The organism is Burkholderia sp. Bp9016 (genome assembly GCF_003857765.1).
Taxonomy (GTDB): domain Bacteria; phylum Pseudomonadota; class Gammaproteobacteria; order Burkholderiales; family Burkholderiaceae; genus Burkholderia.
The window spans coordinates 58753-84451 of sequence record NZ_QTPY01000025.1; the positions used below are offsets into that span (position 1 = coordinate 58753).

Below are 25699 nucleotides of genomic sequence, written 5' to 3' on the forward strand. Positions count from 1 at the left end.
GCCCGCCGTCAGGCCGCGTCGCTGAGCGCCGGGTAGTCGGTGTAGCCCGTTTCGCCTTCCGCGTAGAACGTCTCCGGCACCGGCTTGTTCAGCGGTGCGTCGAGTTCGAGGCGGCGCGGCAGGTCGGGGTTCGCGATGAACAGCTTACCCCATGCGATCGCGTCGGCATGGCCGCTCGCGAGCGTTTCCTGTGCGGATTCCAGCGTGAACTGCTCGTTCGCGATCAGCGGGCCGCCGAACGCTTCCTTCAGACGCGGGCTCAGATGGTCGCCCGAATACGCTTCGCGCGTGAAAATGAACGCGATCTTGCGGCGGCCGAGTTCGCGCGCGACATAGCCGAACGTCGCGGCCGGATCGGAATCGCCCATCGTGTGCGCGTCGCCGCGCGGTGCGAGGTGCACGCCGACACGGCCCGCGCCCCATACGTCGATCGCCGCGTCGACCACTTCGAGCAGCAGGCGCGCGCGATTCTCGATCGGGCCGCCGTACGCGTCGGTGCGATGGTTGGTGCTGTCCTGCAGGAACTGGTCGAGCAGATAGCCGTTCGCGCCGTGGATCTCGACGCCGTCGAAGCCGGCCTTTTTCGCGTTCTCCGCGCCCTTGCGATATGCGGCGACGATGCCCGGGATTTCATCGAGCTCGAGCGCGCGCGGCGTCACGAACGGACGCTGCGGACGCACGAGGCTCACATGGCCGCCCGCGGCGATCGCGCTCGGCGCGACCGGCAGGTCGCCGTTCAGGAAGACGGGGTCGGAAATCCGGCCGACGTGCCAGAGCTGCAGCACGATGCGGCCGCCGGCCGCGTGCACGGCTTGCGTCACGCGCTTCCAGCCCTCGACCTGCTCGTCGGACCAGATGCCCGGCGTGTCCGCGTAGCCGACGCCCTGCGGCGTGACCGACGTCGCTTCGCTGATGATGAGGCCGGCCGACGCGCGCTCGGCGTAATAGCGGGCCATCAGGTCGTTCGGTACGCGCCCGGCGCTTGCGCGGGCACGGGTGAGCGGCGCCATCACGACGCGGTTCGGCAGGTTCAGGTCGCCGAGGGTAACGGGATCGAACAGGGTAGGCATGGCAGATATCCTCTTCACGAAAAACGGGCAAGCCGGTGCAGGCACACGGCCGAAACCCGTAGGGCCGATTCGGCCGGTGGCTAGAGTTCGCGGCGCAACGCGTCGTGAAATGCGTCGATGACGGCCTCGTTGCGCCGGAAAAACGCCCACTGGCCGATCCGCGTCGACGTCACGAGCCCCGCGCGCTGCAGCGTCGCGAGGTGCGCGGAGACGGTCGACTGCGACAGCCCGCAGCGCGCGTCGATCTGGCCCGCGCAGACGCCGTGGTCGAACGGCAGCGTTTGTGCCGGGAAATGCGCGTCGGGCGTTTTCAGCCAGACGAGGATTTCCCTGCGCACGGGGTTCGAGAGCGCTTTCAGGATCGCGTCGATGTCGAGTTCGGTCGGCATGGAAAGGGCGGGTGGTCGGGGGAGCCGGTGCTGACGAGGTATCGTCGATGGTCGAATCTTATATCGGAAAATGACGATATTCGCGGAAGGCACTGATGCCAATGGGGTTGATAGTGATCCGCATTTCGGGGCCGGATGGTTCCCGGAACGCTTCTGGAGCGCCGGACTGCTGGCCAGTCACCGACAGTTTTCATTCCGATCGTAAATATTCTTTCCGTTCAGATCGAATACGGTGTTCTGCCGTGTTGACCGCATGCGCCCGTCGGGCAAGGGTTTTCGGTTTGGCCTCGGCCTGGCACGGGCTTTGCGGTATTGGAGCGTAAATGAACCGGAGGAGTCCGCCCGATGCCAGCGAAACGTGCGACGGTCTCGAAAGCGATGGGGACGCCGAAGCCAGGTGGGCGTTGTCGCCGCGACGCGCAGGCATGCGATCCCGACGTGCTGTCCATGTCCGCATTGATGGGCCTCGTGGAAGCCGCCTGTGTCGACGCGATGTGCGACCGAATTCGGAACGATGAGTGTTCGATCGGCCGCATGACGCATTTCACGCATCTGGCGCCGACGCGATCGGATGTCCCGGTTTTCGTCACCGCGACGTTCCGGACGTTCGACGGCGAACGGTACTGGTTCGATGTCGTGGCGACCGATGCGGCCGGTCCGGTGGCGAGCGCGAGTCATGCGCGCTCGATCGTGGAGCGTTCCGCACTCGAGTTCCAGTGTGCAAGCCGTCGCGGCCGTGTCGGCGATATAGATTCGTCATGCTAAAGGAAGCGAGAACATGAAAGTGGAGTCGTCAATCAACGCAAACAACGCGCTTTTCGACGAGGCATTCGAAACCCTGCCGCCCGGGCAGGTGCGCCGGCATCAAGACGGGCTATGGTCGCCCCAGTGGGACTACATCCGTTCGATGTCGACGTTCTATCGCGGGAAGCTGTCGCGCTGGATCGACCGGGAAGTGACGCTGGATTCGCTGCAGGAGCTGCCTTTCACCGAGAAGGACGAACTCCGGGTCAGCCAGGAGGCGGCCTCTCCATTCGGCGACTACGTGGCTTGCGGCGAGGCGGGCGTGTCCCGCCTTCATCGCACCTCCGGGACGACCGGACGCCCGTTGATTCTTGCGAACAGCGCGGCCGATGCGTATCGGGTCGCCCGGGTCGGCGCGCGGTCGATGTGGGCCGCCGGGTTGCGGCCGACGGATCGCGTGGTTCACTGCCTGAACTACTGCATGTGGACCGGCGGCTTCACCGATCACACGATTCTCGAGGCGACCGGCGCGACGGTCGTGCCGTTCGGCGTGGGCAATACGCGTCTGCTGATCGACTCGATCGTCAATCTCGGCATCAACGCGATTTCGTGCACGCCTTCGTATCCGGGGCTCATCGAACAGATCCTGCGTGAATCGACCGATTTTCGCCCCCGAGACCTGAAGCTGACGTTGGGCCTGTTCGGCGGTGAGGCCGGGCTCGACAACCTGGATCTGCGCAACGCGATGGAAGAAAAGTGGGGCTTCCGGATCCGCAACGCCAACTTCGGTCTGTCGGAAGTGCTGAGCATTCTCGGCGGACAAACCGACTGGACCAACGATTTGCTGTATCACGCGAGCGACGTCGTCTTTGCCGAAATCGTCGATCCCGCCACGTTGCAACGCCTGCCGATCGAGGCGGGGACCGTCGGCGAACTCGTCTGTACGCACTTGCAGAAGGAGTGCCAGCCGCTCGTTCGCTACCGCACGCGAGACGTCGTCACCGTGACCGGCGTCGATCGCGGGCCGGACGGCCGCACGGCGTGGCGATTCCGCGTCACCGGCCGCACCGACGACATGTTCAACGTGCGCGGCATCAACGTGTTCCCGAGCGCCGTTCGCGTGGCCGTCGAATCGCTGCCGCAATGGGCGTCGGGAATCTTCCGGATCGTGTTGAAGGGGGACGGGCCGTACGACCGGATCACGATGACGGTCGAAGCCGCGCAGGGATTGCCGGCCGCCGACTGGCCGAAGGCCAGGGAGCAGGTCGAGGCGGCGATCCGCACGAGGGTCGGTTCGACGGCCGACGTGACGATGGTGCCGTTCGAGCATTTCCCGCGCACCGAAGGAAAAACCCGCTGGGTCGAAAAGGAGGCGTGATGAGCTACGCAAGAATCGAGAAATCGGGGGCCGTGTCGACGGTGATCCTCAATCGCCCGGAGCGGCTGAACGCGATCAGCGGCGACCTGCTGGACGATCTTCATCGGGCGCTGGTGGAGGCCAATGCCGATGACGGCTGCAACGCGATCGTATTCACGGGCGCGGGCCGGGCCTTCTGCGCGGGCGACGATCTGAAGGAGTTCGACAGGCAGACCGAGAGCGATGCAAGCATCCGCCGTCACGTCGAACGCATCCAGCAGATCACGCGCGACCTGATGTTCAACGGCAAACCGGTCATTGGCGCCGTGCACGGGTTTGCCGTCGGCGGCGGATTCGAGTGGCTGCTCAACTGCGATCTGGTCGTGGCGTCGGACGACCTGGTGTGTTTTTTCCCTGAAATGGAGTGGGGGCAGTTCGTCACCGGGGGCGTGACGCAACTTCTGCCGCAGAGCGTCGGCCATCAGCGCGCCATGGAGCTGTGGCTGCTGGGCGAGCGCCAGTCGGCCCGGCAACTGCATGCACTGGGCCTCGTCAATCGCGTCGTCGAACCGGGAAAGGTTGTCGAAACCGCGCTGGAGCTCGCCGCGCGTGTCGCCGAACGTTCCGTCTTTTCCATATCGAGACTGAAGCGTCTGCTGACGATGGAGTTGTCGACCGATTTGACCCGCAGTCTCGAGCTCGAGCAGTCCGCAACCGTGGCGGCGTTTGCGACACCCGACGCCGCCCGCCGTGTCCAGGCCTTTGCCGCGAGGAAATGACCATGAATATCAAAGCACTGACGTTCGACTATTTCGGCACGCTGGTGGATGTCGACAAGGGGGGCATGGCGGGGATTGCCGAAGTCATGCGTATCCTCGGCGTCGCTTCTTCGCGTCCGGTATTCGACGTGTACCTCGACTGGGACATGCGCAACGTGCGGACCTATCGCGGCGGCGCGTACCGCAGCTATCGCGCGGTCGCGCAGGACGCACTGACCGGCTGCATCGACGCGCTGTTCCCGAACGCGCTCGACGGCCACGACGTCGAGGCGCTCACCGACGTGCTGCTCACGCACCTCGTCGAGTCGTCGCCGCCGCACGCGGATGCGCTCGAGTTTCTCGACTGGGCAGGGTCGCGATATCCGCTGATGCCGATCACGAACATGGATAGCGACCTCTGGCGCAGAAGCCAGCTGACGCGCTATTTCGAGCACGTCACGACGGCCGAGATGGCCAGGGCCTACAAGCCTTCGCATCTGATCTTCAGCCTCGCGCTGGATCGCCTCGGGCTGGACGCGCACGACGTGTTGCACTGTTCGCTCGCCAGCTGGGCGGATATCGATGGCGCGAAGCCGCTCGGCATGCACGTGGCATGGATCAACCGCGCCGCGGACACGCTCGGCCCCTGGCAGCCGCGTCCCGATTTCGAGTTCAAGACGCTGTCGCCCGTTCGCGATGTCCTGACCCGGTCGCAGTCCGCCACTTCGGGGGAATTGAAATGAAACGCACGATCCTGATGTTTGCCGTCACCGTCGTCGGTGCCGGCGTGACCGGATTTCCGTCCGGTGCGAGTGCCGATACCGTCGTCAAGATCGGCGCGGCCGGCCCGCTGACGGGCAGCTCCGCCCAGAGCGGCAAGGACGACGAACGCGGCGTGCAGCTGGCCATCAACGAGCTGAACGCACGCAAGCTGGTGATCGGCGGACAGCCGGTCAAATTTCAACTGGTGTCGGTCGACGATCAGGGCGATCCGAAGGTGGGCGTGAACGTTGCGCAGAAGCTGGTCGACGGCGGCGTGGCGGCCGTGATCGGGCACTACAACTCCGGCGTGAGCATCCCGGCCGCGCGGATCTACAACGATGCGCATGTCGTGATGATCACGGGCGCATCGTCGAACCCGGAGCTGACCCGGCTGGGATTTCCGTACGTTTATCGTCTCGCGACGAACGACAACGTGATGGGCCGGCGCATGGCCGATTACTCGGCCAACGTGCTGAAGCTCAAGCGCGCGGCCGTGGTCGACGACCGGACCGCGTACGGCAGCGGCGTGGCGGACGTGTTCGTGAAAACCGCGGAAAAGAACGGCATGACCGTCGTCGCGCGTGAATACAGCACGGACAAGACGACGGACTTCAAGGGCATCCTCACGCACATCAAGGCGACCAATCCGCAGGTCGTGTTCTACGGCGGCTATTACGCGCAGGCGGCGCTGCTTGCCCGCCAGATGGTCGATCTCGGCATCAACGCCGTGCTGGTCGGCGGCGACGGCATCTGTTCGCCCGAGTTCAGCAAACTGTCGAACAACGTTCTCGACAACAGGATGTTCTGTGCGCAGGGCGGCGCGCCGCTCGACAGCCTGCCCGACGGCAAGCGTTTCAGGAGCCGGTTCAGGAGCGCGTTCGGCGCCGACGTGGATACCTATGCGCCGAGCTTCTATGCGGCGACGCTCGTCGTGGCCGATGCGATGCAAAAGGCCAATTCGACGTCGCCCGAGGTGTATTCGAAGGTGATGCGCGAGCGATCGTTCGGCAGCATGCTCGGGCCGGTGAAGTTCGACGCGCAGGGCGACTGGGTCGATGCGCCGGTGACCGTCTACAAGCTGTCGGGCGGCACCCTGACGCCGGTCGGCGCGCAGTAGCGAACGCGGCGTCGAAGCCCGGTTCGGGGCGGCGCCGTGGTCGCGCCGGGCCGGGCTTCGATGCCTGGATGAACGGCCCGACGCCGTAGCGATTCAGCCGCGCGGCATCGGCATCGCGGCAATGGTTTGACCGAAAAAGGAGATTTCATGATCAATTCCGGAGCGACGGCGACCCTGACGCGTCGGGTCGCCGTGCAGGACCTGGCTTCCGCCTTCGGCAACGATTCGGATGAAACGTATCCGGACGTGATGTCGACGCCCGCGATGCTCGGCCTCATGGAGCGGGCATGTGCGGAAATCATGCGCGGCGAACTGGAGGACGGGCAGTTGTCGGTCGGCGTCACGACGCAGCTGACGCACTCGGCACCCACGCCGGTCGATGCGCAAGTGAGCGCCACAGCCAGCTTCCGCGGGCGGGAAGGCAGCCTGTTCGTATTCGATGTCGTCGTGCACGATCCCAAAGGACAAGTCGGCGGCGGAACGCATGCACGCGCGATCGTCGATCGCGCCGCCATCGAGAAGAAGGCCGCGTCGCGCCGTTGATCGCGGCAATGGCCGGCAATGGGGCCGGCAGTGGCGCGAGCGTTCGTCGCACGGGCGGCAACGGGGTTCAACATGAACGGTTTTTGCGCTGGTAAGCTGGGCGGATCTGCCACCGTGCTGCGAACGATAATGGACGAGCGAAGTCTGGACGCTGCCGACCGATCCAGCGATCTCCGGTCAGCGATCGATACGGCTTGCTGGCGCGATGCAAGACGTGTTGCGGCGCAGCGGTTCGGCGCGTACCTGCTGACGTTGGGCGACGACGCGGTTCCGTTCGAAGCGGCGGACGACGATGCGCGCGCGCTGGCCACGCAGTGCGGCATCGACGTCGGCGCGCTGGAACTCGACCGGTTGCTGCGCGACGTCCGCGATGCGCTGCGGGAAGGCGGCAGCGCAACGGTCGATGTGCCGCTCGCTGCCGCGGGCGGCCTGCACTGCGCCGCTATCTGCGTGCCGGCCGGATCCGCCGGGGTCTACCTGCTCGCGTTGCGGCGAGCGGAACGCGACGCGCGGTCGCTGCACGACATGCTCGCGCTGCTCGACATCACGCTGGGCGTCTTGCTGAAAAGTCATTTCGATCTCGTCGCGCACCAGACGCTGGTGGAAGAACAGAAAGCGATCATCGACCACATCGGCGACGGGCTGATGGTGCTCGGTCGAGGCGGCATCGTGCGTCACGCGAGTACCGTCGCGGGACGGATTCTCGGGATCGATCCGGTGGCCAGCATCGGGCGGCCGCTCGAGGCGCTGATCGACTTCGAGCCGATCATTGCGCCGATCTTCACGACGGGCGTGGGCTACGTCGATCGCGAACTCATCATCGATTCGCCCGCCCGTCACCTGCACCTGATCGACACGGCGATTCCCGTCAAGAACAGCTGCGGGCAGGTGGTTTCCGTCGTCAACACGTTTCGCGAGATCAAGCGCGTGCGCAGCATCGCCGGCAAGTATGCGGGCAACTACGCGCGCTATACGTTCGAGAACATCGTCGGGCAGAGCGACAGTCTGCTCGACGCGATCGGTGCCGCCCGCAAGGCGGCGCACGGTTCGGCGAATCTGCTGCTCAGCGGCGAAAGCGGCGTCGGCAAGGAGGTTTTCGCGCAGTCGATCCACAACGCGAGCGTACGCCAGGCCCAGCCGTTCATTGCGATCAACTGCGCCGCGCTGCCGCACGACCTCATCGAAAGCGAACTGTTCGGGCACGCGCCGGGCAGTTTCACCGGGGCGACCAAGGAAGGCCGCCCGGGGAAATTCGAGTCCGCCGACGGGGGCACCGTCTTTCTCGATGAAATTTCGGAGCTTCCGATCGACGTACAGGCGAAGCTTCTGCGCGTACTCCAGGAACGCGAAGTGACCCGGCTCGGGGATACCAAGGGTATCCCGATCGACGTGCGGATCATCTGTGCGAGCAACCGCGATCTGGAAGCGATGGTAGCGGCGAAGGAGTTCCGGGAGGATCTGTACTATCGCTGCAATGTCATCGAGATCTCGATTCCGCCGTTGCGATCGCGCAAGGCCGACATCACGGCGACCGCGAACTTTTTCCTGAGCAAGTACGCAACGCTGCTGAACAAGAAGATATTCGGGTTCAGCAAACGGGCGCTCGATCAGATGCATGCCTACGCATGGCCCGGCAATGTCCGGGAGCTGGAGAATCTCGTCGAGCGCACCGTGAACCTGAGCGACGAAGGCATCATCGACGACGTGTCGGCTTTGTTGCGGCCGCCGCGAGGCCCGCTCGGCATGTCCGATCCGATACCGACACCCGGCATGCACGGAACGCCCGGCACGCGGGGCGATCAGGCGATTCAATCGCTGAAGGACGTCGAGCGCGACGCAATCCATCACGCGCTGGCCGCGTGCCGATTCAACGTGACGCGATGCGCGGCCCTGCTCGAAATCTCGAAGCCGGCATTGTATGCAAAGGTGAAGCGATACAACATCAAGCTCGAGCGGCCGTTGCTTTAGCCGGATCAGGCCTTTCGGCGCGTGTGTCGCTGTCGACGCCGGTGCCGATCGGCTCGGCCGTTCGAGTCGGGGCGCGGCTGTGCCATGGCGGCATGAGTGCGAGTGCGAGTGCGCGTGTGCAGCTCGATGCTACGTGGCAGGCGATCCGCGCGGCGATACCGCGCGCCGCATCGGCATCAGCTATGCTGCTCCCCGATCCGGTTCTCCTCCGGACTCCACACGCTCAATCCTTCCGTCGGATCCATCGGGATTTCCCACGGCCGCGCGGCGATCGTCTGCATCGTCGCCTCGAACCCCGCCTGCCGGCGCGCCGCAATCCCGGCCGGCGTGAAATCGATGTCCTTCCACTGGTCGTCGCCGTCGAGCCGCGGCGCCGCGAGCTTGATCACGCGCATCGTCGTCTGGCAGCCCCACGCGGCGAGCGCCTGCACGTCGGCCGACGCGCGCTCCGCTTCCGGCAGCCGCGTGACCAGTTCCTGGATGACGTGCCGCAGCCGGTGAATCTGCTGTTGCCGCGCGATATGGCTGTCGGTGCGGCTCGCGTACTGGATGTCCTTCTGCCGCTCCGACACCTGCCAGATGCTTTTCGGCTCGGGCCCGACCGGATTCCACATCTGTACCGAGAAGATGATCGAGCTGCGGCGCGGCGCATCGTCCAGCACGACCTCGACCGGCGTATTCGAATAGATGCCGCCGTCCCAGTAAGGTGCGCCGTCGATCCGCACGGCCGGAAACGCGGGTGGCAGCGCGCCCGAACTCATCACGTGCTCGATGCCGAGCGGCCGGTCGCGCGAATCGAAATAGTGCATCGCGCCGGTACACGCATCGACCGCGCCGACGGTCACGCGCGGCCGGCCGGCGTTCAGCCGGTCGAAATCGACGAGCGAGACGAGCGTGGCGCGCAGCGGATCGACCACGTAGTACGACGCGTGCTCGACGCCGACGTGCGCGAGCGGCCCGAGCCACGCGGCCGGGTTCGGCCGGAAAAATCCCGGGATGCCCGCGCCGATGACTCCGAGCTCGGCGCCGATCTTGTCCCAGCTCGTCGGGAAGCCCGGCACGTTGAGCGCGGGCCGTTCGGTGACGCGGCGCCAGAACTCGGCCATCCGTTGCGCGCGGTGTCCCGGTGCATTGCCGGCGATCAGCGCCGCGTTGATCGCGCCGATCGACGTGCCGATGATCCAGTCGGGCTGGATGCCGGCGGCGTCGAGCGCCTCATAGACGCCGAGCTGGTACGCGCCCAGCGCGCCGCCGCCCTGGAGGACGAGCACGACTTGCCCGGGCAGTTTCGGAGGTGCGGAGTGATTCGCCGTCATCGCTGGTCCCGTGGTCGGTAACGGCCGGAGGCGCCGGCCGGATGGAATCAGTGTAGGCGATCGGCGGACGGTTCTCGTGCGGGAATCGAGCGTTGCCGGTCGGGCGCCGCCACGTCGGCCCTCGATCGCAAAGCCGACGTCGAATTGACCGGCACGCGCGCGGGCTCGCCACGCGCGCCAGCAAAAAGAGCCGCACGGCAATGCTGCCCGTGCGGCAAATCTCGCTCGTGAGTCGGTGATGCAGTGATCCGGCCGTGCTTACGGCGTGTTCGACGCGATCGAACTGCCGGCGGCGCCGTGGCAATCCTGCTGATACTCGGCCATCAGACGCTGCTGCGCGCCGTCGATGTCGTCCGGGTAATCGCCTTCGTCGCCGGCGGACGGGTTGTAGCCGACCGCTTCCAGCTCCGACAGTTCGTTGACCAGCTGAGCGTGCGTGACGGGGCCCTGGGTGTGGACGAACGGATATTCCGAGCATTGCTGCTGCGTCAGTTTCGGTGCGGCGTGCGCGGCGGTGCCCAACACCATCAGCAACGTGCAGGCCAGTACGCGGGGATTGAGTTTCATGAACGGCTCCTTGGTGACGATCGTCCGGGCGAACGTGTCCGGGCGGTGGATGACGGTTCGGCCGGTGCGTGGCGCGAATCACGAGTCGAAGCCTAAGGGGGCGGGAATATCGGAACGGCAGAGCAAAGATGAAACTTGTTTCATGCACGCGCGAACCGGCCGGGCATCCGCCGGTCGTTGCGGGCGCATCTAAAAATCCGTTCACGTTTGCGTTCGCGATTGTTTAATCGCGCGGGCTTATCGTCGCGTCTGTCGATCGCGCCGCGTCCGGTGCGAATTCGGGCCACGGGCCCGGCGACCGATCACCTGGAGCGGATGATGAAACGAAACACGGCAATGATCCTGATGGCGGTATCGCTGATGGCGGCGTCGGCGCTGTCGGAAGCGAAGATTCAGGGCTCGGGGGTAGCCATCGCCGATGCGACCTTGCTGCATGCGCGGGTCGAGCGCGAACATCGGGCACAGGCGCTCGCGCATCGGGCCGCGGCATCGCACGCCGCGCAGGCAGCGCGCCAGACGGAGGGTGCCCCGCAACATTCGTGATCGCCGGTGGCTCCGGCGTAGCGGGGCGCTTGCCTCGCCATCCATCTCCGCAGCGCACTGCAGCCTGCTGCTTCGCGTGCCGCCCCGCAGCGCCTTCCATTCCGATCCGGCATCGCTCGCATGCACCGGCTGCATCGGCGCGCCCGCTTCTTAAATTTTTTTTCATGAAACTGATCGGCGACCGCCATGTACGCATGTGTAATCTGCGTACGACCGCCGGGATTCGAGCGCGGTCTTTTCCGGGACATCAGCGCGATGCGCTGCAAGTGCGAACCGAATATGGCAACATCAACGCCTTTGAACAGCCAGACACGTGTGCCGCACGCGATGGCCGATGGTGGTGCGGCATGCGAAACGATGATGCCGCGAGTGCTCACGATCGAAGACGATGAAATCAGTGCGAAAGAAATCGTCGGCGAATTGAAATGCCTGGGCTTCGACGTCGAATGGGTGTCGAACGGCCGCGACGGCATGGCGCGCGCGATCAGCGACGAATACGACGTCATTACGCTCGATCGCATGCTGCCCGGAGTCGACGGCCTCACCATCCTGATGACGATGCGCAGCATCGGGGTTCGTACCCCGGTACTGATGCTGAGTGCGCTCGGCGACGTCGACGAGCGCGTTCGCGGCCTGCGCGCGGGCGGTGACGATTACCTGACGAAACCATTCGACCCCGAGGAAATGGCTGCGCGCATCGAGGTCCTGCTGCGCCGTAGCCAGGCGTCGCCTGCGCAGGCCGAAACGACGCTGAGCGTTGGTCCGCTGACGCTGAATCTGGTGTCGCGCAAGGTCTATCGCGACGGCGACGAGATTTCGCTGCTGCCGACCGAATACCGCGTGCTCGAATTCATGATGCGGCACGCCGGTCAGACCATCACCCGCACGATGCTGTTCGAGGCCGTGTGGGGCTATCACTTCGACCCCGGTACCAACCTGATCGATGTCCACATGGGACGCCTGCGCAAGAAAATCGAGCCGCCGGACTCGAAACCGTTGATCGTTACCGTGCGCGGGTCGGGCTACATTCTCTCGTGACTACGACTGTTCTGACCGACGCGCCCGGCGCGGCACAAACGTCGCCGGCGCCGCGGCGCTGGTATTCGACCACGATGCGGCTGGTCGCCGTCTACGCGGTGATGTTTTCGCTGTCGGTGATGCTGCTGCTCGGCGTCCTCGCGACCGCGATCACGCACGGCATGGAGCGCGAAACCGACGTCGTGATCGACTGGCAGATGATCTATTTCAATTCGATACCCGATACCGAATTGGCGAACGCGATCCATCGCCGGCTCGAGCGCGAGCGGATGCACACCAACTATTACGGTCTGTTTGCGGCGGACGGCCGGCACATCGCGGGCGACGTGATGGAGTTTCCGTCCGAGCTCAAGACGGACCGCAGCGGCACGACGCTCAACCACACGCTGAAGATCTCCAGCGGCCAGATCGCGCCCGTCGTGCGTGCGATGGGCGAGCAACGTGCGGACGGCGACAGGCTGGTGCTCGCGCGTGACCTCACGCACATCCTGCGCATTCGCGAGGCGATCATCAATGCGCTGGTGGGCGGCGGCATCTTCTGCTTCGCGACCGGCATCGCGGGCGGCTTGTTGCTGAGCATCCGGCAGATGCGCCGGCTCAAGGAAATCCGGCAGGTCACGCAGCGCATCGCGCAAGGCGATCTGGGGCAGCGTCTGCCGGTCGGCGGGCGCGACGAGATCGACATGCTGGCGCATCTCGTCAACCACATGCTGTCCGAAGTCGAGCGTCTGATGAACGAGGTCAAGGGCGTCTGCGATGGCATTGCGCACGATCTGCGCACGCCGCTCGCGCACGTTCACACGTTGCTCGCGCATGCGGCCGAACGCCAGGCCGTGAGCGACGACGCGGAACTCGCGAGCCTCGTCGGGCGCGCGCGAGCGGAAACCGACGAACTGCTCGGGCGCTTTCGCGCGATGCTGCGCATTTCGGAGATCGGCACGCTGCAGCGACGCGGCGGCTTCGCCGAAGTCGACTTGCGGCAACTGGTCGGCGACGTCGGCGAACTGTTCGAGCCGCTCGCCGACAGCCGCGCGATCCAGCTCGTCGTATCCGCGGACGAGGTCGAGCCGATCCACGGCGATTTCGCGTTGTTGTTCGAGGCGCTCACGAACCTGCTCGACAACGCGCTGAAGTACACCACCGCGGGCGGCGTCGTGCGTCTCGACCTGCGGCAGACGCCGTATGGTCCGCAGATCGACGTGGTCGACAACGGGCCGGGCATCGCGCCGGAGGAGCGCGAGGCCGTGCTGCGGCATCGTTATCGCAGCAAGCGGACAGGACACCTGGCCGGCTCGGGGCTCGGGCTGAGCATCGTGTCCGCGGTGATCCACGTGCACGATTTCTCGCTGCGGATCGACAGCGCCAATCCCGGCACCTGCGTGACGATCGAATGCTGGTCGAAGACGCTGTCATGACGGGTGCAGCCTTTCATCGCCTGGCAGAGTGCTGAATGCGTATTCTGTTCGTCACGGCCCCGCATCCCGACGCCGCATGGCTGTACAAGGCGCTGCAGGAGAGCGGTCACAGCCTGCAGCGCGCGGACGATCTGCGCGACGGTGCGTTCCTGTCAGCACAGGAACACTTCGACGTGATCGTCGCGATGGCATCCGAGCCGGCAGGCTATCCGGCGCTGCTGGCGGCGTTGCCGTCGTTTGCGCACGGCGGCAGCGGCGCGACGCTCGTCGTCGTGCTGGGTCGCGCGCTCGTGCAGGATCGCGTAGCCGCGCTGCGCGCGGGCGCCGATGCGTGCTTCTCGCAACCGTATTCGTTCATCGAAATGCACGAGCGCATTCAGGCGTTGCGGCGCATGGTCGGTATGAGCGTGGCCCCTGACGTGCAGGCTGCGAGCGGCGTCACGCCGGATGCGCTCGCGCGTGAGCTACTCGACGGCGAGTTGCGGCTCGCGGTGACGCGGCGCGAATATCTGTTGCTCGAATGCCTGATGCGCCAGGTCAACGCGCCGGTGGCACGCGAGCAACTCATCCGCTACGCATGGCAGGATCAGGAAGATGTCGATCCGTCCAGCGTCAATCTCGTCGTCTGCCGGCTGCGCCGCAAGCTGGCCCGTTTCGTCTCCGGCGTCGAGATCGAGACGGTCAGCCGTTACGGCTATCAGATCACGTTCGCGTCGCGCTGACGCGCGATGTTTTTCCACATGTTTACCGACCCCACACCGGTGTTGCGACCGGGGGCGACGCACGTCGTCAATAGCCGCCGCATGCGTATCCAACACAAAAACTGAAAGACGGAATTGCAAGTGCGTGAGGTTTTTGCGCCGATATATTGGCGCCCACGCAATCGATAAGAACAGGATTGCGAACGATCCATCTCCGTCTAGAAAAAGGGACCATCGAGCATGAACAGGATATTCAGACTGAACCGGGTGATCGTCGCATTGGTGTGCGTCGGCGCGGCCGGTGTCGCGCATGCGCAAAGCAGCGTGACGCTGTACGGCGTGCTGGATACCGGCATCGATTACGCGAACAACGTGAACGGTCAGCATTTGTGGCAGATGGCGAGCGGCGTCAGCGCGGGCAGCCGCTGGGGGCTGCGCGGCAAGGAGGATCTCGGCGGCGGCCTGTCCGCAATCTTCGATCTCGAGAGCGGGTTCAGCTCGACCGACGGCAGCCTGGGCAGCGGCCTGGCATTCTCGCGCAACGCGTACATCGGGCTCGCGAGCAAGACCTACGGCACGGTGACGCTCGGCCGGCAGTGGGATCCGATCGTCGACCTGATCGAGCCTTTTTCGTTGAACGATGCGTACGGCGGCTGGTATTTCTCGCATCCAAACGACATGGACAACCTCGACAACGGCTTCGCGATCAGCAATGCGGTCAAGTATACGAGCCCGACCGTCGCCGGCTTCACCGGAGAAGCGCTGTATTCGTTCGGCGGACAGGCCGGGCAGTTCTCGAACAATGCCGCGTACAGCGCGGCCGCGTCGTACACGAACGGGCCGTTCTCGGCAGGCACAGGCTATTTGCGCGTGAACGATCCGGAGCAATCGATCCAGAGCTACCAGAACGGCACCGGCTACACGAACGCCGTATATGGCAATTACCTGCAGAATGCGCGCAGCCAGGGCATTTTCGCGGCAGGCGCGTCGTATCAGCTCGGCGCGTTCAAGCTGATGGGCAACTTCACGAATGTCGACTTCCAGCAGGGCGACGACGGGCAGGACGTGAAATTCCAGAACTACGAAGTGGCCGGCACGTACGCCGCGACGAGCGAGCTCAACTTCGGTGCGGGCTTCACCTATACGGAAGGCCGTGATCACGCGACCGGTCAGGAGCCCAAGTACCAGCAGATCAACCTGAGCGCGGAGTACGAACTGTCGAAGCGCACGGCGGTCTACGCGCTGGCAGCCTATCAGCATGCGACGGGCGGGGCGGTCGCGCAGATCGCCGGCTTCGATCCGTCGTCGAACGGCAAGCAGGTGGTCACCCGCGTCGGGATCCGCCACTCGTTCTGAATATCGGGCTACCCGATGTAAAACAGGCGCACCGGCCGAAAGGGCGGTGCGCCTGTGTCGTTTGAGGCGCGGAGTTGACGGCCCGGCGCTATGAGCCGAAATAGACGTTGCAGAAATCGGCCGGTCCGACGCAACCGCCAGGCGTGTCGGGGCGGGCAGCCGCGCAGCCGGACAGCAGCGCGCCGGCCGCGACGGCCAGCGCCACGAGTCGCGCGGTGCGTTTGAAAGCAGGGGAAATATTCATCGGGCAGGAAGGAGTCGGGCGCGAACGGAGGTACGGGGCGCGCCGAAGAAACCGGCGCTGGTGTGCGGGATCGATGGCGCCGCCGGCCGCGGGCGCGATGCACGCACCGGCGGGCAGGCGGCGGACGGCGACCGGCGCGTGTCAATGGGCATACAGCGTCTTGTTCAGGTACGCGAGCTGGCCGTCCTGTTGCGCATGAACCAGTTCCTGGTAGACCTGCGCACGCGTTTTCTCCTGCATGGCGCTGCCGTACGGCGCCACCCACGATCCGGCCTGCACCGCCGACGAGCCGCCCGACATGCCGGACGACGATACCGACGCGAGCTGCTGCGGGGCCGGCGACGCATTCGACTGGGCAAAGGCCGGAACAGCGGCCGTGGCGCATACGGCGGCAAGGGCGATCATCATGGCTTTCATATTCGTAGTCCTCACAATATCTGGGTTGATTGGCCGAAGCGGAAGGCGTTCGCGTTTTCGCACTCCGGTTGATCAAGAGCATAGTCATCGTGGGGTAGCGGATCGGTAGTCGAAGCATGAAAAGAAATTTATCCGGCGGCATGCGAAAACACCGCGCCGGCACGCATTGAAAAGCAATGTCGCGAACATGAAAAAAGCTTCATGAAACAGGGCGTTTTCATCACCTCAATGTCACCCGGCTTGCCTAAATTCCGGCTAGCGCATCGCGGGCCGAATCGCATCGCGGGCCGAATCGCATCGTGGCAATTGCCGCGGCAGCCCGCCCGATGCGTGAACCATCGACTATTTTTTCCGGAATGAAACATGACAAAGACATGGGCAATCACGCTGCTGACGCTGGCAGGCACGTTCGCAACCGCCGCCCAGGCGCAAAGCAGCGTGACGCTGTACGGCACGCTCGACACCGGCATCGACTACGTCAGTAACCAGAAAGGCACGGGCGGGGCGGGGCACGACAACTGGATGATGGAAAGCGGCAACCTGAGCACGAACCGCTGGGGGCTGCGCGGTAGCGAGGATCTCGGTGGCGGCCTGAGCGCGGTGTTCGATCTCGAGAACGGCTTCAACATCGACAACGGGAAGCTCGGCAACGGCGGCGACCTGTTCGGCCGCCAGGCGTGGGTCGGTCTCGCGAGCCGGCAGTGGGGCACGCTGACGATGGGCCGCCAGTACGACTTCCTCGTCGATTTCGTCGCACCGTTGTCGGCTACCGGTTCCGGTTTCGGCGGCAACATCGCCGATCATCCGCTCGACAACGACAACCTGAACAACGACATGCGGATGAACAACGCGGTCAAGTTCCGCAGTGCGACCATCGGCGGATTCACGTTCGGCGGCGCATACGCGTTCAGCAACGCCGCGGGCGGCTTCAGCGACAACAATGCGTTCAGCGTCGGCGCGGCGTGGGCGGGCGGCCCCGTGAACCTCGCGGTCGCCTATCTGCAGGCGAGCCAGCCCGGCGGTGTGAACACGCCGGAGAACGCCAGCGGCGCACTCAGCAGCACGGATGGCGACGCGATCATGACCGGTGCGCGGCAGCGCACATTCGGCGCGGGCGGCCGCTACACGTTCGGGCCTGCGTCAGTGGGGCTGGTGTTCACGCGCACGATGCTCGACGACCCGCGCCAGATCTCGCAGGGCGGCGCATATGCCGCGCTGGCCGGCCAGATGCTGACGTTCAACAACTACGAAGTGAACGCGCATTATTCGATCACGCCGATGCTGTCGATCGGCGGTTCGTACACGTTCACCGACGGCCGTTTCGAGACGGCCGGCGCGAGCGTATCGCCGAAGTGGAACCAGTTCATGCTGCAGGCCGACTACGCGCTGTCGCGGCGCACCGATCTGTATCTGGAAGGCGTCTACCAGCACGTCAGCGGCGCGGACGGCATCGCGGTGCTCGGCAATGCGTCGATTTACTCGCTCGCACCGTCGGCGAACAACCGGCAGACGATTGTCGCCGCAGGTATCCGGCATCGTTTCTGAGCCGACGCCACGGTCGACGGGGGCATGGCGTAAAAACGCCGCCGGGGTCGCCGGCGGCGTTTTTTTATCGCGGAACGTCAGCCGGCGTGCGAAGTGCCGGCGGCCGCCACCACCGGCTGCGGCTTCGGCGATGCATCGGACGGCGCCGCTTGCGCCGTCGCGGACCAGCCGCCGCCAAGCGCTTCGATCAGGCCGACGGAGGCGAGCTGACGCCGCGTGTCGAGGTTCAGCGCGGCGATCTCGGTGTGGAGCTCGGTAGTCTGCGCGGTGACCACTTCGAGATAGCTGACCACGCCGTCGCGATACTGCGACATCGACAGTTGCAGCGTGCGTTGCGCGGCGGCCAGCGCCGAATCCTCGCGTGCCGCTTCGTCGCCGAGATGGTGGAGCAGCGCGAGATTGTCCTCGACCTGCTGGAACGCCTGCAGCACGACGGCCTTGTAGTGCGCGCCGTTCTCCGCGAGCTTCGCGCGCGCCGCCTGTGTCGCGGCTTCACGCCGGCCGCCGTCGAACAGCGTCATCATCAGGCTCGGGCCGATCGACCAGATCTCGTTCGGTGCGACGAGCCACGGCGACAGCGTGTCGCTCTGATAGCCGCCGTCGAGGCCAAGCGAGATGTCCGGGAAGAACGCCGCACGCGCGACGCCGATCTTCGCGTTCGCGGCCGCGACGCGCCGCTCGGCCGCCGCGATGTCGGGCCGTCGCTGCAGCAGCGTGGCCGGGATGCCGGCCGGCACCGACGGCAGGTACGCGGCATCGAGCGACGGCGGCAACGAGAACGACGACGCGGGCACGCCGGTCAGCGTCGCGATCGCATGCTCGTACAATGCGCGCCGCGCCTGGACGTCGGCCGCGGACGCCTGCGCCGAGTCGAGCTGCGTCTGTGCGCGCGACACGTCGAGATCGGACGCGATGCCGCCCGCATGACGGCTCAGCGTCAGCTGAAGCGCGCGCCGATACGTGCTGATCGTGTCGGCGAGCAGCTTTTGCTGCTCGTCGAGGCCGCGCAGGTTGAAGTACGCGTCGGCGAGACTGGCCTGCAGGCTCAGGCGGACCGACGCGAGATCGCCTGCGCTGGCCTGCAGCGCGTCGCGGCCCGCCGCGACTTCGTTGCGCACCTTGCCCCACAGATCGAGGTCGTAGCTCGCGCCGACCTCCAGTGTGTTCGCGCCGTACACGTTCGGCTGGCCGGAGCCGCGCAGCGGACGGAGCTCGGACTGGCGGTTCGACGACACGTTCGCGCTGGCGCCGATGGTCGGAAAGAGGCCCGAACGTGCTTCGTCGAGATACGCGCCGGCTTCGTCGTGCCGTGCGACGGCCGCCGCGACGTCGGGGTTGGCGCGCGCGACCTGCTGCTCGAGCGTGTCGAGCTCGTGGTCGCGATAGACGGTCCACCACGCGTCGCGCTCGATCCGGTCGGCAGGTTTCGCCTGCTGCCATGCGCCGGCTTCCTTGAACGTCGTGGGAATCGCCGTTGCGGGAACCTGGTAGGTCGGCGCGAACGAGCACCCCGTCACGAGCGCGAGGCTCGCCAGCGCCGCATAGAGTCGTCGCTCACCCATGGGCGCGCCCCCCGTTGTTCGCGGCGAGCGACGCGGTGGCGCCTTGCGTGCGCGGCGCGGCGAGCCGCACCGGGTCGCCGCTTGCGAGCGAGTCGGGCGGATTGTCGATCACGCGATCGCCGGGCGCGAGGCCCGACGCGATGACGACCTGTGTGCCGAGGTCGGTGCCGATCGTCACCGATTTGAGCTGGGCGCGCTGATGCGGATCGACCACGGCCACCTGCAGACCGTCCTGCCGGAAGATCAGCGAGCTGGCGGGAATCAGCAACGCGTGCGCATCGGTCGGCATCGCGAAATGCACTTCGGTGTATTCGCCGGGAATCAGCAGGCCGGCCGGGTTGTCGACCATCAGCTGGACCAGCAGCGTGCCGGACTCGGGCGTGATCGCGTCGTCGGTGTCGACGAGCTTCGCGTCGAAATGCATGCCGGGATGCTCGGGCACCGTCAGCGTCGCGGTCATGCCGGGATGGATCGCCGCGGCCTCGCTTTGCGGCACGCTGACGTACACGCGCAGCTTGCGGGCATCGGACACGGCGAACAGCTCGGGCCCGTTGCCGCTGCCCGCGTCGATCAGCGCGCCGATGTCGGTTTTGCGCGCCGTCACGACGCCGTCGAACGGCGCGGTGATGCGCTTGAACGATTCGAGCGCCTCGAGCCGCTTCACGTTCGCCTCGTTGGCGGCGACCGTCGCGCGCTTGGCGAGCAGGTCGCCGGTCTTTTCGTCGGCGGCCTGTTGCGACACGGAATCCTGCTGCAGCATCTTGGTCCAGCGCGCCGCGGTGGTTTCCGCGAGCTTCTCGTTCGCGAGCGAGTTCTGCAGGTCGGCGCGCGCCTGCTGCAGCTGCTGGTCGAGATCCGGCGTGTCGATCAGGCCGAGCAACTGACCCGCTTTCACGGGCGTGCCGATGTCGGCGTACCACGCATGCAGGTAGCCGGACACGCGCGCATAGATCGGCGCGTTGACGAGCGCGGACAGGCGCCCGGGCAACACCATGCCTTGCGTCGCGCCGTCGTGGCCCGGTTGGTACGCGACGACCGTCGGGATCGCCTGCTCGGCGGACCATGCCGACGTTTCCTGCTTGGCGTGCACGCGGCTGGAAATGCCGGTGGCGACGATGCCGGCGGCCGCCAGCAGCGCGACGAGGCCGACGAGCCGGAGATGACGCAGGCGCGTCGGGGATTGGATTTCGATCTCAGTTGACATGCGTGACTCCGGATTCGGAAGGGGAAAGGTCGCGTGCTGCGGGCGGCCGCAACGCGTCGCGCCGGTGAACGAGGCTGAACACGACGGGCACGAACAGCAGCGTCGCGAACGTCGCGCAGAGCAGGCCGCCGATCACCGCACGGCCCAGCGGCGCGTTCTGCTCGCCGCCGTCGCCGAGGCCGAGCGCCATCGGTGCCATGCCGATGATCATCGCGAGCGCCGTCATCAGCACCGGGCGGAAGCGCGTGAAGCCGGCTTCCATCGCGGCGACCAGCGCGTCGCCGGTCGCGGCAAGCCGGTCCCGCGCGAAGCTCACCACCAGGATGCTGTTCGCGGTCGCGACGCCCATGCAGAGGATCGCGCCCGTCAGCGCCGGTACCGACAGCGGCGTGTGTGTCGTGAACAGCATCCAGACGATGCCCGCCAGCGCGGCCGGCAATGCTGTCACGATCACGAACGCGTCGGACCACGAGTGGAAGTTCACGACGATCAGCAGGTAGATCAGCGCGACCGCGCCGAGCAGCCCGAACAGCAGTCCCGAGAATGCGCTGTTCATCGTCTGGACCTGGCCGCGCACCGTGACGACCGAGCCCTTCGGCACGTCGCGTGCGGTGGCATGCACGATCGCGTCGATGCGCGATGCGACCGCGCCGAGATCCTGCCCCTGGGTCGTCGCGTAGATGTCGAACAGCGGCTTGATGTTGTAGTGCGACACGATCGCGTCGCCGACGCCGCGCTGGATCGTTGCGATTGCACCGAGCACCTGCGAGTTGCCGTTCGCGCCCGTCACCGGCAGGTTCTTCAGGTCCGACAGCGACGTCATCCGGTATTGCGGCGTTTGCGCGACAATCGGATAGGACACGCCGTTGCTCGGGTTCAGCCAGAACGTCGGCGACACCTGGCCGGTGCCGGACAGGCTCGCGACCACCGAGTTGGTCACGTCGTGCTCGGTGATGCCGAGCTCGTCCGCGCGGGAGCGGTCGACGTCGATCGTGAATTGCGGATAGGTCGTGGCCTGCTGGATGCGTGAGTCGGCGACGCCCGCGACGAGGCGTACCTTGCGCAGCAGCTCGGCCGCATAGCGGTGGTTGGCCGCTTGGTCCGGGCCGGCGATCTGGATGTCGATCGGCGCGGGCGAGCCGAAGTTCAGGATCTGGCTGACGATGTCGGCAGGCAGGAACGAGAACGTCGTGCCTGGAAACGCGCGCGGCAGCACTTCGCGCAGCCGGCGCACGTAGCTTGCGGTCGGTGCATGGTCCGCGCCCAGCGAGATCATGATGTCGCCGTCTTCCGGCCCGATCGTGCCGCTGTTGTTGTACGTGAGGTTGATGCCGCTGTGCGGCAGCCCGATGTTGTCGACGATGTTCGCGAGCTGCTTCGGCGGAATCACGCCGCGCACCGCGTTCTCGATGTGGTCGAACTCGGCGGCGGTGTCCTCGATGCGTGTGCCGACCGGCGTGCGCACGTGGATCGTGATCTGGCCGGCGTCGATGTCCGGGAAGAAGTTGCGGCCGAGCCACGGCACCAGCAGGAACGAAGCGGCGACCGCGACGAGAAAGCCGGCGATGAAACGCTTGCGGTGCGTGAGCGCGAGGCCCAGCACGATCCGGTAGCTCGCGCGGATGCGCTCGAAACGGCGTTCGAAACCGCGCTGCAGGCGCACCAGCGGATTGCGCGACGGCGGCGGGTGCGCGTGCGTGCCGTGCGTCGCCGCCATGATGGCCGCCAGCTCGCCGGATGCGTGGCCGCCCGATGCATGCGGCTTCAGCAGGTACTGCGCCATCATCGGCACGAAGGTGCGCGACAGGATGAACGACGCGATCATCGCGAAGATCACCGCTTCGGCCATCGGCACGAACAGGAAGCGTGCGATGCCGTCCAGTTCCAGCATCGGCACGAATACGATGCAGATGCACAGCAGCGAGACGAACGCCGGCATCACGATCTGCGCGGCGCCGTCCATGATCGCGTGCCGGACGTCCTTGCCCTGTTCGAGGTGCCAGTTGATGTTCTCGATCGTCACCGTCGCGTCGTCGACCAGAATCCCGACCGCGAGCGCGAGACCGCCGAGCGTCATCACGTTGAGTGTTTCGCCGAGCGCGGCGAGACCGGCGATCGCGGCCAGCACCGCGAGCGGGATCGACGCGGCGATGATCAGCGTCGAGCGCCAGCTGCCGAGGAACAGCAGGATCATCGCGGAAGTCAGCGCCGCCGCGATGATGCCTTCGCGCGCCACGCCGCTCACGGCGCCTGTCACGAACGTCGACTGGTCGCCCATCGTGACGAGCTTCAGGCCCGGCGGCAGCGTCTGTTCGATCAGCGGCAGCTTCGATTTCACGCCGGAGATGATCGACAGCGTCGACGCCGAGCCGTTCTTCAGGATGCTCATCAGCACCGCGCGGTGGCCGTCGACGCGCACGATGTTCGGCTGCGGCGGATAGCCGTCGCGCACGTGCGCGACGTCGCGTATGTAGATCAGCGTACCGTCCACCGACTTGACCGGCAGCGCGTTCAGCTCGTCGATCGCGGTCGGGCTGTTGTTGAGCTTGATGTTGTACTCGAAGCGGCCGATTTTCTGCGTGCCGGCCGGGATGATCTGGTTCTGCTGCGCGAGCGCGTTCGCGACGTCCTGCGCGGACAGCTTGCGCGCCTGCAGCGCCTGCGGGTCGAGATCGATCTGTACTTCACGCGTCTTGCCGCCGTACGGCGTCGGGATCGCGACGCCCGGCACGCTGAGCAGTTGCGGTCGAATGAAGTTCTCCGCGTAGTCCTCGAGTTTCTGCTCGTCCAGCGTGTCGCTCGTCAGCGCGATCTGCAGCACCGGCACCGTCGACGCGTTGTAGTTCAGGATCTGCGGCGGCGTGACGCCGGGCGGCATCTGCTTGAGCACCGTCTGCGAGATCGACGTGACCTGTGCCGTGGCCGTGCGGATGTCGACGGTCGGCTGGAAGAAGATCTTCACGATCCCGTAGCCGCGGAACGATTGCGACTCGATGTGCTGGATGTCGTTGACCGTCGTGCCGAGCGTACGTTCGTAGTAGGTGACGATGCGGCCCGACATGTCGTCGGGCTGCAGTCCCGAGTAATTCCAGATCACGCTGATGACCGGAATGCGGATGTCGGGAAAGATGTCCGTCGGCGTGCGCAGCGCGGCAAGCGGGCCGATCAGCAGGATCAGCAGCGCCAGCACGATAAAGGTGTAGGGCCGCGTTAAGGCGAGCCGGACTATTTTCAGCATGAGACGCTGCTCCGTTCAATGGCATCGATGAAGGCGCGGACTCGCATGGAGCAGGGAAAACACTGACATGCGGCCGACGTGTGCATTCTGGAGAGCAGCGCCTAACAGCAAGCTGCTGGAAAGATGAAAGAAGTTTTAGTCGGGCGCGCGCGGCAGCGCGCACGACGTCAGCCGAGCATGTAGCCCGAGCCGCGGATGGTCCGGATCAGCGGCGCTTCGCCGGGCAGGTTGACCTTCTTGCGCAGGCGGCCGACGTGCACGTCGATCAGGTTGGTGCCGGGATCGAAGCGGCAGCCCCACACTGCCTCGAAGATCATCGTGCGCGTCAGCACGCGGCCTGCGTGGCGCATCATGAATTCGAGCACGCGGAATTCGGTCGGCAGCAGATCCAGTTCGTGTGCGCGATGCATGACCTTGCGACGCACCAGGTCGAGCTCGAGCGCGCCCGTTCGCAGTACCGTCTCGACCTTCGAATGGTGTGTGCGGCGTCGCATCAGCACGTCGATGCGAACCGACATCTCGTTGAGCGAGAATGGCTTGATCAGGTAGTCGTCGCCGCCCGCGCGCAGCCCCTGGATGCGCTGGTCGACGTCCGACAGCGAGCTCATCACGAGCACGGGCGTTTCGATGCCACGCCCGCGCATGGTCGCGACTATCGTGAGGCCGTCGAGGTCCGGCAGCATCCGGTCGAGCGTCACGACGTCGTATGCGCCGATCATCGCCTTGACCATTCCCTCGTGTCCGGTGCGTGCGACGTCGACGACATGGCCGTCGGCATGCAGCGTACGCGCGATGTCGTGTGCGATCAGCGCGTCGTCTTCGATCGTCAGTATTCTCGGCATGGTGCGTCGTCGAGCGTCCTGGCGGTCATGCAACGGCCAGTAGCGGTGCAGGTTGTTCCTGCGCGCGGTACTGGCCGACGGTGAAATCGATGAAGCTGCGCACTTTCATCGACAGGTAATTGCGGCCCGGATACAGGATCGACACGCAGCGCGGGCCGCCGTTGAACGCGTACTGTTCGAGCACGGGCACGAGCGTGCGCTGCTCGATGTCGCGCACGACGAGCGGCAACGGCAGTTGCGCGATGCCCATGTGGTTGAGCGCGGCGATCCGTACCATGCCGCTGTCCGTCGACGTCAGTGCGCCGCCGACGTAGACGCGGTAGTTGCCGTCCGTGTCGGCGAATTCCCAGGTGCGCGACGAGCCGTCGGACACCGTCAGCAGGCTGTGCTCGCAAAGCTCGCCCGGGTCGCGCGGCGTGCCGTTGCGGGCGAGATAGACCGGCGACGCGACCACCAGCTCGGTCGTCGTCGTCAGCGCCCGGCTGACCAGCGTCGAGCTCGCGAGCCGGCGATCGTCGGAGAAGCACACGTCGTAGCCGCCTTCCACCATGTCGATGTGCGTGCCGGAAGTCGTGACGTCGAAATTCACGCGCGGGTGCAGCGCACGATACGCGGCGAGCAGCGCGCCGAGCCCGGCGCTGGCGAAGCTCATCGACGATGCAATGCGCAGCGTGCCGCGCGGATCGCGGGTGGCCTGCACGAGATTCGATTCCATCTCGTCGAGCTTGTCGATGATCGTGCGGCAACCGTCCAGGTATTCCTTGCCGGCCTCGGTCAGCGAAAGACTGCGGGTCGTGCGGTTCAGCAGCCGGATGTTCAGATGGGCTTCGAGCATGCCGACGCTGCGGGTGACTGCCGCGGCCGACATGCCGAGCTGCCGCGCGGCGAGGCTGAAGCTTGCCAGATCGACGACGCGCGCGAATACGCGCATCGCTTGGAGCTGATTCATGATGGCGTGCATATAGGATGTGACGCGAACATCATCCGCGATGGCGAATGAACC

23 protein-coding genes are annotated in these 25699 nt (G+C 65.8%); 13 read left to right on the forward strand and 10 right to left on the reverse strand.

The window, feature by feature from the left end; translation table 11 throughout:
• Nucleotides 1–8: 8 nt before the first annotated feature.
• The gene (locus DIE13_RS26160) at nucleotides 9–1070 is read right to left on the reverse strand and encodes an alkene reductase (RefSeq protein WP_124829987.1); all 1062 of its coding nucleotides are present in this window, start codon (nucleotides 1068–1070) and stop codon (nucleotides 9–11) included.
• Between the two features lie 80 nt (nucleotides 1071–1150).
• Nucleotides 1151–1459, reverse strand: a complete 309-nt coding sequence (locus DIE13_RS26165) for a helix-turn-helix transcriptional regulator (RefSeq protein WP_124829988.1) — start codon at nucleotides 1457–1459, stop codon at nucleotides 1151–1153.
• A 378-nt stretch (nucleotides 1460–1837) separates the two neighbouring features.
• On the opposite strand from DIE13_RS26165, the gene DIE13_RS33160 reads away from it, so the two are divergent.
• The 7 genes from DIE13_RS33160 (at nucleotide 1838) to DIE13_RS26200 (ending at nucleotide 8708) form a co-directional block, all read left to right on the forward strand.
• Nucleotides 1838–2224: a thioesterase family protein gene (locus DIE13_RS33160; RefSeq protein WP_233410027.1), complete on the forward strand. Its 387-nt coding sequence runs from the start codon at nucleotides 1838–1840 to the stop codon at nucleotides 2222–2224.
• Nucleotides 2225–2237: 13 nt separating this feature from the next.
• The gene (locus tag DIE13_RS26175; protein ID WP_124829990.1) at nucleotides 2238–3581 is read left to right on the forward strand and encodes a phenylacetate--CoA ligase family protein; all 1344 of its coding nucleotides are present in this window, start codon (nucleotides 2238–2240) and stop codon (nucleotides 3579–3581) included.
• Nucleotides 3581–4339 (forward strand): enoyl-CoA hydratase/isomerase family protein, encoded by a 759-nt coding sequence (locus DIE13_RS26180; RefSeq protein WP_124829991.1) that lies wholly within the window; start codon nucleotides 3581–3583, stop codon nucleotides 4337–4339. The genes DIE13_RS26175 and DIE13_RS26180 overlap by 1 nt, the downstream gene beginning before the upstream one ends.
• A gap of 2 nt (nucleotides 4340–4341) precedes the next feature.
• Complete coding sequence (locus tag DIE13_RS26185; RefSeq protein WP_124829992.1) at nucleotides 4342–5061, forward strand: HAD family hydrolase; 720 nt, start codon at nucleotides 4342–4344, stop codon at nucleotides 5059–5061.
• Between the two features lie 14 nt (nucleotides 5062–5075).
• Nucleotides 5076–6197 (forward strand): branched-chain amino acid ABC transporter substrate-binding protein, encoded by a 1122-nt coding sequence (locus tag DIE13_RS26190; RefSeq protein ID WP_409333479.1) that lies wholly within the window; start codon nucleotides 5076–5078, stop codon nucleotides 6195–6197.
• 147 nt (nucleotides 6198–6344) lie between these two features.
• A complete protein-coding gene (locus DIE13_RS26195) occupies nucleotides 6345–6740 on the forward strand; it encodes a thioesterase family protein (protein ID WP_124829994.1) in 396 nt (131 codons plus the stop codon).
• A gap of 114 nt (nucleotides 6741–6854) precedes the next feature.
• A complete protein-coding gene (locus DIE13_RS26200) occupies nucleotides 6855–8708 on the forward strand; it encodes a sigma 54-interacting transcriptional regulator (RefSeq protein ID WP_311768344.1) in 1854 nt (617 codons plus the stop codon).
• A 176-nt stretch (nucleotides 8709–8884) separates the two neighbouring features.
• Here the strand turns inward: DIE13_RS26200 and DIE13_RS26205 are convergent, their stop codons facing one another.
• Nucleotides 8885–10024 (reverse strand): patatin-like phospholipase family protein, encoded by a 1140-nt coding sequence (locus tag DIE13_RS26205; protein ID WP_124829996.1) that lies wholly within the window; start codon nucleotides 10022–10024, stop codon nucleotides 8885–8887.
• Nucleotides 10025–10282: 258 nt separating this feature from the next.
• Entirely contained in the window at nucleotides 10283–10591 is a 309-nt protein-coding gene (locus tag DIE13_RS26210; protein WP_124829997.1) for a DUF4148 domain-containing protein, read from the reverse strand.
• A gap of 135 nt (nucleotides 10592–10726) precedes the next feature.
• On the opposite strand from DIE13_RS26210, the gene DIE13_RS26215 reads away from it, so the two are divergent.
• From DIE13_RS26215 to DIE13_RS26235, 5 genes are all read left to right on the forward strand, one after another.
• On the forward strand, nucleotides 10727–11134 hold the full coding sequence (locus tag DIE13_RS26215; RefSeq protein ID WP_124829998.1) for a hypothetical protein: 408 nt from the start codon (nucleotides 10727–10729) through the stop codon (nucleotides 11132–11134).
• A gap of 360 nt (nucleotides 11135–11494) precedes the next feature.
• A complete protein-coding gene (locus DIE13_RS26220; RefSeq protein WP_098552903.1) occupies nucleotides 11495–12172 on the forward strand; it encodes a response regulator transcription factor in 678 nt (225 codons plus the stop codon).
• A 74-nt stretch (nucleotides 12173–12246) separates the two neighbouring features.
• Complete coding sequence (locus tag DIE13_RS26225) at nucleotides 12247–13587, forward strand: HAMP domain-containing sensor histidine kinase (RefSeq protein ID WP_233410113.1); 1341 nt, start codon at nucleotides 12247–12249, stop codon at nucleotides 13585–13587.
• A 35-nt stretch (nucleotides 13588–13622) separates the two neighbouring features.
• Complete coding sequence (locus DIE13_RS26230; protein ID WP_124829999.1) at nucleotides 13623–14309, forward strand: response regulator transcription factor; 687 nt, start codon at nucleotides 13623–13625, stop codon at nucleotides 14307–14309.
• Between the two features lie 237 nt (nucleotides 14310–14546).
• Nucleotides 14547–15644, forward strand: coding sequence for a porin (locus tag DIE13_RS26235; protein ID WP_175751816.1), 1098 nt, complete (start codon nucleotides 14547–14549; stop codon nucleotides 15642–15644).
• 385 nt (nucleotides 15645–16029) lie between these two features.
• Here the strand turns inward: DIE13_RS26235 and DIE13_RS26240 are convergent, their stop codons facing one another.
• Entirely contained in the window at nucleotides 16030–16305 is a 276-nt protein-coding gene (locus tag DIE13_RS26240) for a DUF4148 domain-containing protein (RefSeq protein ID WP_124830001.1), read from the reverse strand.
• Between the two features lie 363 nt (nucleotides 16306–16668).
• Between DIE13_RS26240 and DIE13_RS26245 the strand changes: the two genes are divergently transcribed.
• Nucleotides 16669–17850 (forward strand): porin, encoded by a 1182-nt coding sequence (locus tag DIE13_RS26245; RefSeq protein ID WP_124830002.1) that lies wholly within the window; start codon nucleotides 16669–16671, stop codon nucleotides 17848–17850.
• A gap of 77 nt (nucleotides 17851–17927) precedes the next feature.
• Here the strand turns inward: DIE13_RS26245 and DIE13_RS26250 are convergent, their stop codons facing one another.
• The 5 genes from DIE13_RS26250 to DIE13_RS26270 form a co-directional block, all read right to left on the reverse strand.
• Complete coding sequence (locus DIE13_RS26250) at nucleotides 17928–19412, reverse strand: efflux transporter outer membrane subunit (RefSeq protein WP_124830003.1); 1485 nt, start codon at nucleotides 19410–19412, stop codon at nucleotides 17928–17930.
• Entirely contained in the window at nucleotides 19405–20616 is a 1212-nt protein-coding gene (locus DIE13_RS26255) for an efflux RND transporter periplasmic adaptor subunit (RefSeq protein WP_124830004.1), read from the reverse strand. Before DIE13_RS26255 ends, DIE13_RS26250 begins: the two co-directional genes overlap by 8 nt.
• Nucleotides 20606–23854, reverse strand: a complete 3249-nt coding sequence (locus tag DIE13_RS26260; protein ID WP_124830005.1) for an efflux RND transporter permease subunit — start codon at nucleotides 23852–23854, stop codon at nucleotides 20606–20608. Before DIE13_RS26260 ends, DIE13_RS26255 begins: the two co-directional genes overlap by 11 nt.
• A 167-nt stretch (nucleotides 23855–24021) precedes the next feature.
• On the reverse strand, nucleotides 24022–24696 hold the full coding sequence (locus DIE13_RS26265; protein WP_124830006.1) for a response regulator transcription factor: 675 nt from the start codon (nucleotides 24694–24696) through the stop codon (nucleotides 24022–24024).
• Nucleotides 24697–24721: 25 nt separating this feature from the next.
• A complete protein-coding gene (locus tag DIE13_RS26270; protein WP_124830007.1) occupies nucleotides 24722–25645 on the reverse strand; it encodes a LysR family transcriptional regulator in 924 nt (307 codons plus the stop codon).
• Nucleotides 25646–25699: the final 54 nt, after the last annotated feature.

What these genes read in the sequence shown, in the direction of transcription:
- DIE13_RS26160 (WP_124829987.1), bottom strand. Translation starts at nt 1,070, where the DNA reads ATGCCTACCCTGTTCGATCCCGTTACCCTCGGCGACCTGAACCTGCCG.
- DIE13_RS26165 (WP_124829988.1), bottom strand. Translation starts at nt 1,459, where the DNA reads ATGCCGACCGAACTCGACATCGACGCGATCCTGAAAGCGCTCTCGAAC.
- DIE13_RS33160 (WP_233410027.1), top strand. Translation starts at nt 1,838, where the DNA reads ATGGGGACGCCGAAGCCAGGTGGGCGTTGTCGCCGCGACGCGCAGGCA.
- DIE13_RS26175 (WP_124829990.1), top strand. Translation starts at nt 2,238, where the DNA reads ATGAAAGTGGAGTCGTCAATCAACGCAAACAACGCGCTTTTCGACGAG.
- DIE13_RS26180 (WP_124829991.1), top strand. Translation starts at nt 3,581, where the DNA reads ATGAGCTACGCAAGAATCGAGAAATCGGGGGCCGTGTCGACGGTGATC.
- DIE13_RS26185 (WP_124829992.1), top strand. Translation starts at nt 4,342, where the DNA reads ATGAATATCAAAGCACTGACGTTCGACTATTTCGGCACGCTGGTGGAT.
- DIE13_RS26190 (WP_409333479.1), top strand. Translation starts at nt 5,076, where the DNA reads ATGTTTGCCGTCACCGTCGTCGGTGCCGGCGTGACCGGATTTCCGTCC.
- DIE13_RS26195 (WP_124829994.1), top strand. Translation starts at nt 6,345, where the DNA reads ATGATCAATTCCGGAGCGACGGCGACCCTGACGCGTCGGGTCGCCGTG.
- DIE13_RS26205 (WP_124829996.1), bottom strand. Translation starts at nt 10,024, where the DNA reads ATGACGGCGAATCACTCCGCACCTCCGAAACTGCCCGGGCAAGTCGTG.
- DIE13_RS26210 (WP_124829997.1), bottom strand. Translation starts at nt 10,591, where the DNA reads ATGAAACTCAATCCCCGCGTACTGGCCTGCACGTTGCTGATGGTGTTG.
- DIE13_RS26220 (WP_098552903.1), top strand. Translation starts at nt 11,495, where the DNA reads ATGCCGCGAGTGCTCACGATCGAAGACGATGAAATCAGTGCGAAAGAA.
- DIE13_RS26225 (WP_233410113.1), top strand. Translation starts at nt 12,247, where the DNA reads ATGCGGCTGGTCGCCGTCTACGCGGTGATGTTTTCGCTGTCGGTGATG.
- DIE13_RS26230 (WP_124829999.1), top strand. Translation starts at nt 13,623, where the DNA reads ATGCGTATTCTGTTCGTCACGGCCCCGCATCCCGACGCCGCATGGCTG.
- DIE13_RS26240 (WP_124830001.1), bottom strand. Translation starts at nt 16,305, where the DNA reads ATGAAAGCCATGATGATCGCCCTTGCCGCCGTATGCGCCACGGCCGCT.
- DIE13_RS26245 (WP_124830002.1), top strand. Translation starts at nt 16,669, where the DNA reads ATGACAAAGACATGGGCAATCACGCTGCTGACGCTGGCAGGCACGTTC.
- DIE13_RS26250 (WP_124830003.1), bottom strand. Translation starts at nt 19,412, where the DNA reads ATGGGTGAGCGACGACTCTATGCGGCGCTGGCGAGCCTCGCGCTCGTG.
- DIE13_RS26255 (WP_124830004.1), bottom strand. Translation starts at nt 20,616, where the DNA reads ATGTCAACTGAGATCGAAATCCAATCCCCGACGCGCCTGCGTCATCTC.
- DIE13_RS26260 (WP_124830005.1), bottom strand. Translation starts at nt 23,854, where the DNA reads ATGCTGAAAATAGTCCGGCTCGCCTTAACGCGGCCCTACACCTTTATC.
- DIE13_RS26265 (WP_124830006.1), bottom strand. Translation starts at nt 24,696, where the DNA reads ATGCCGAGAATACTGACGATCGAAGACGACGCGCTGATCGCACACGAC.
- DIE13_RS26270 (WP_124830007.1), bottom strand. Translation starts at nt 25,645, where the DNA reads ATGAATCAGCTCCAAGCGATGCGCGTATTCGCGCGCGTCGTCGATCTG.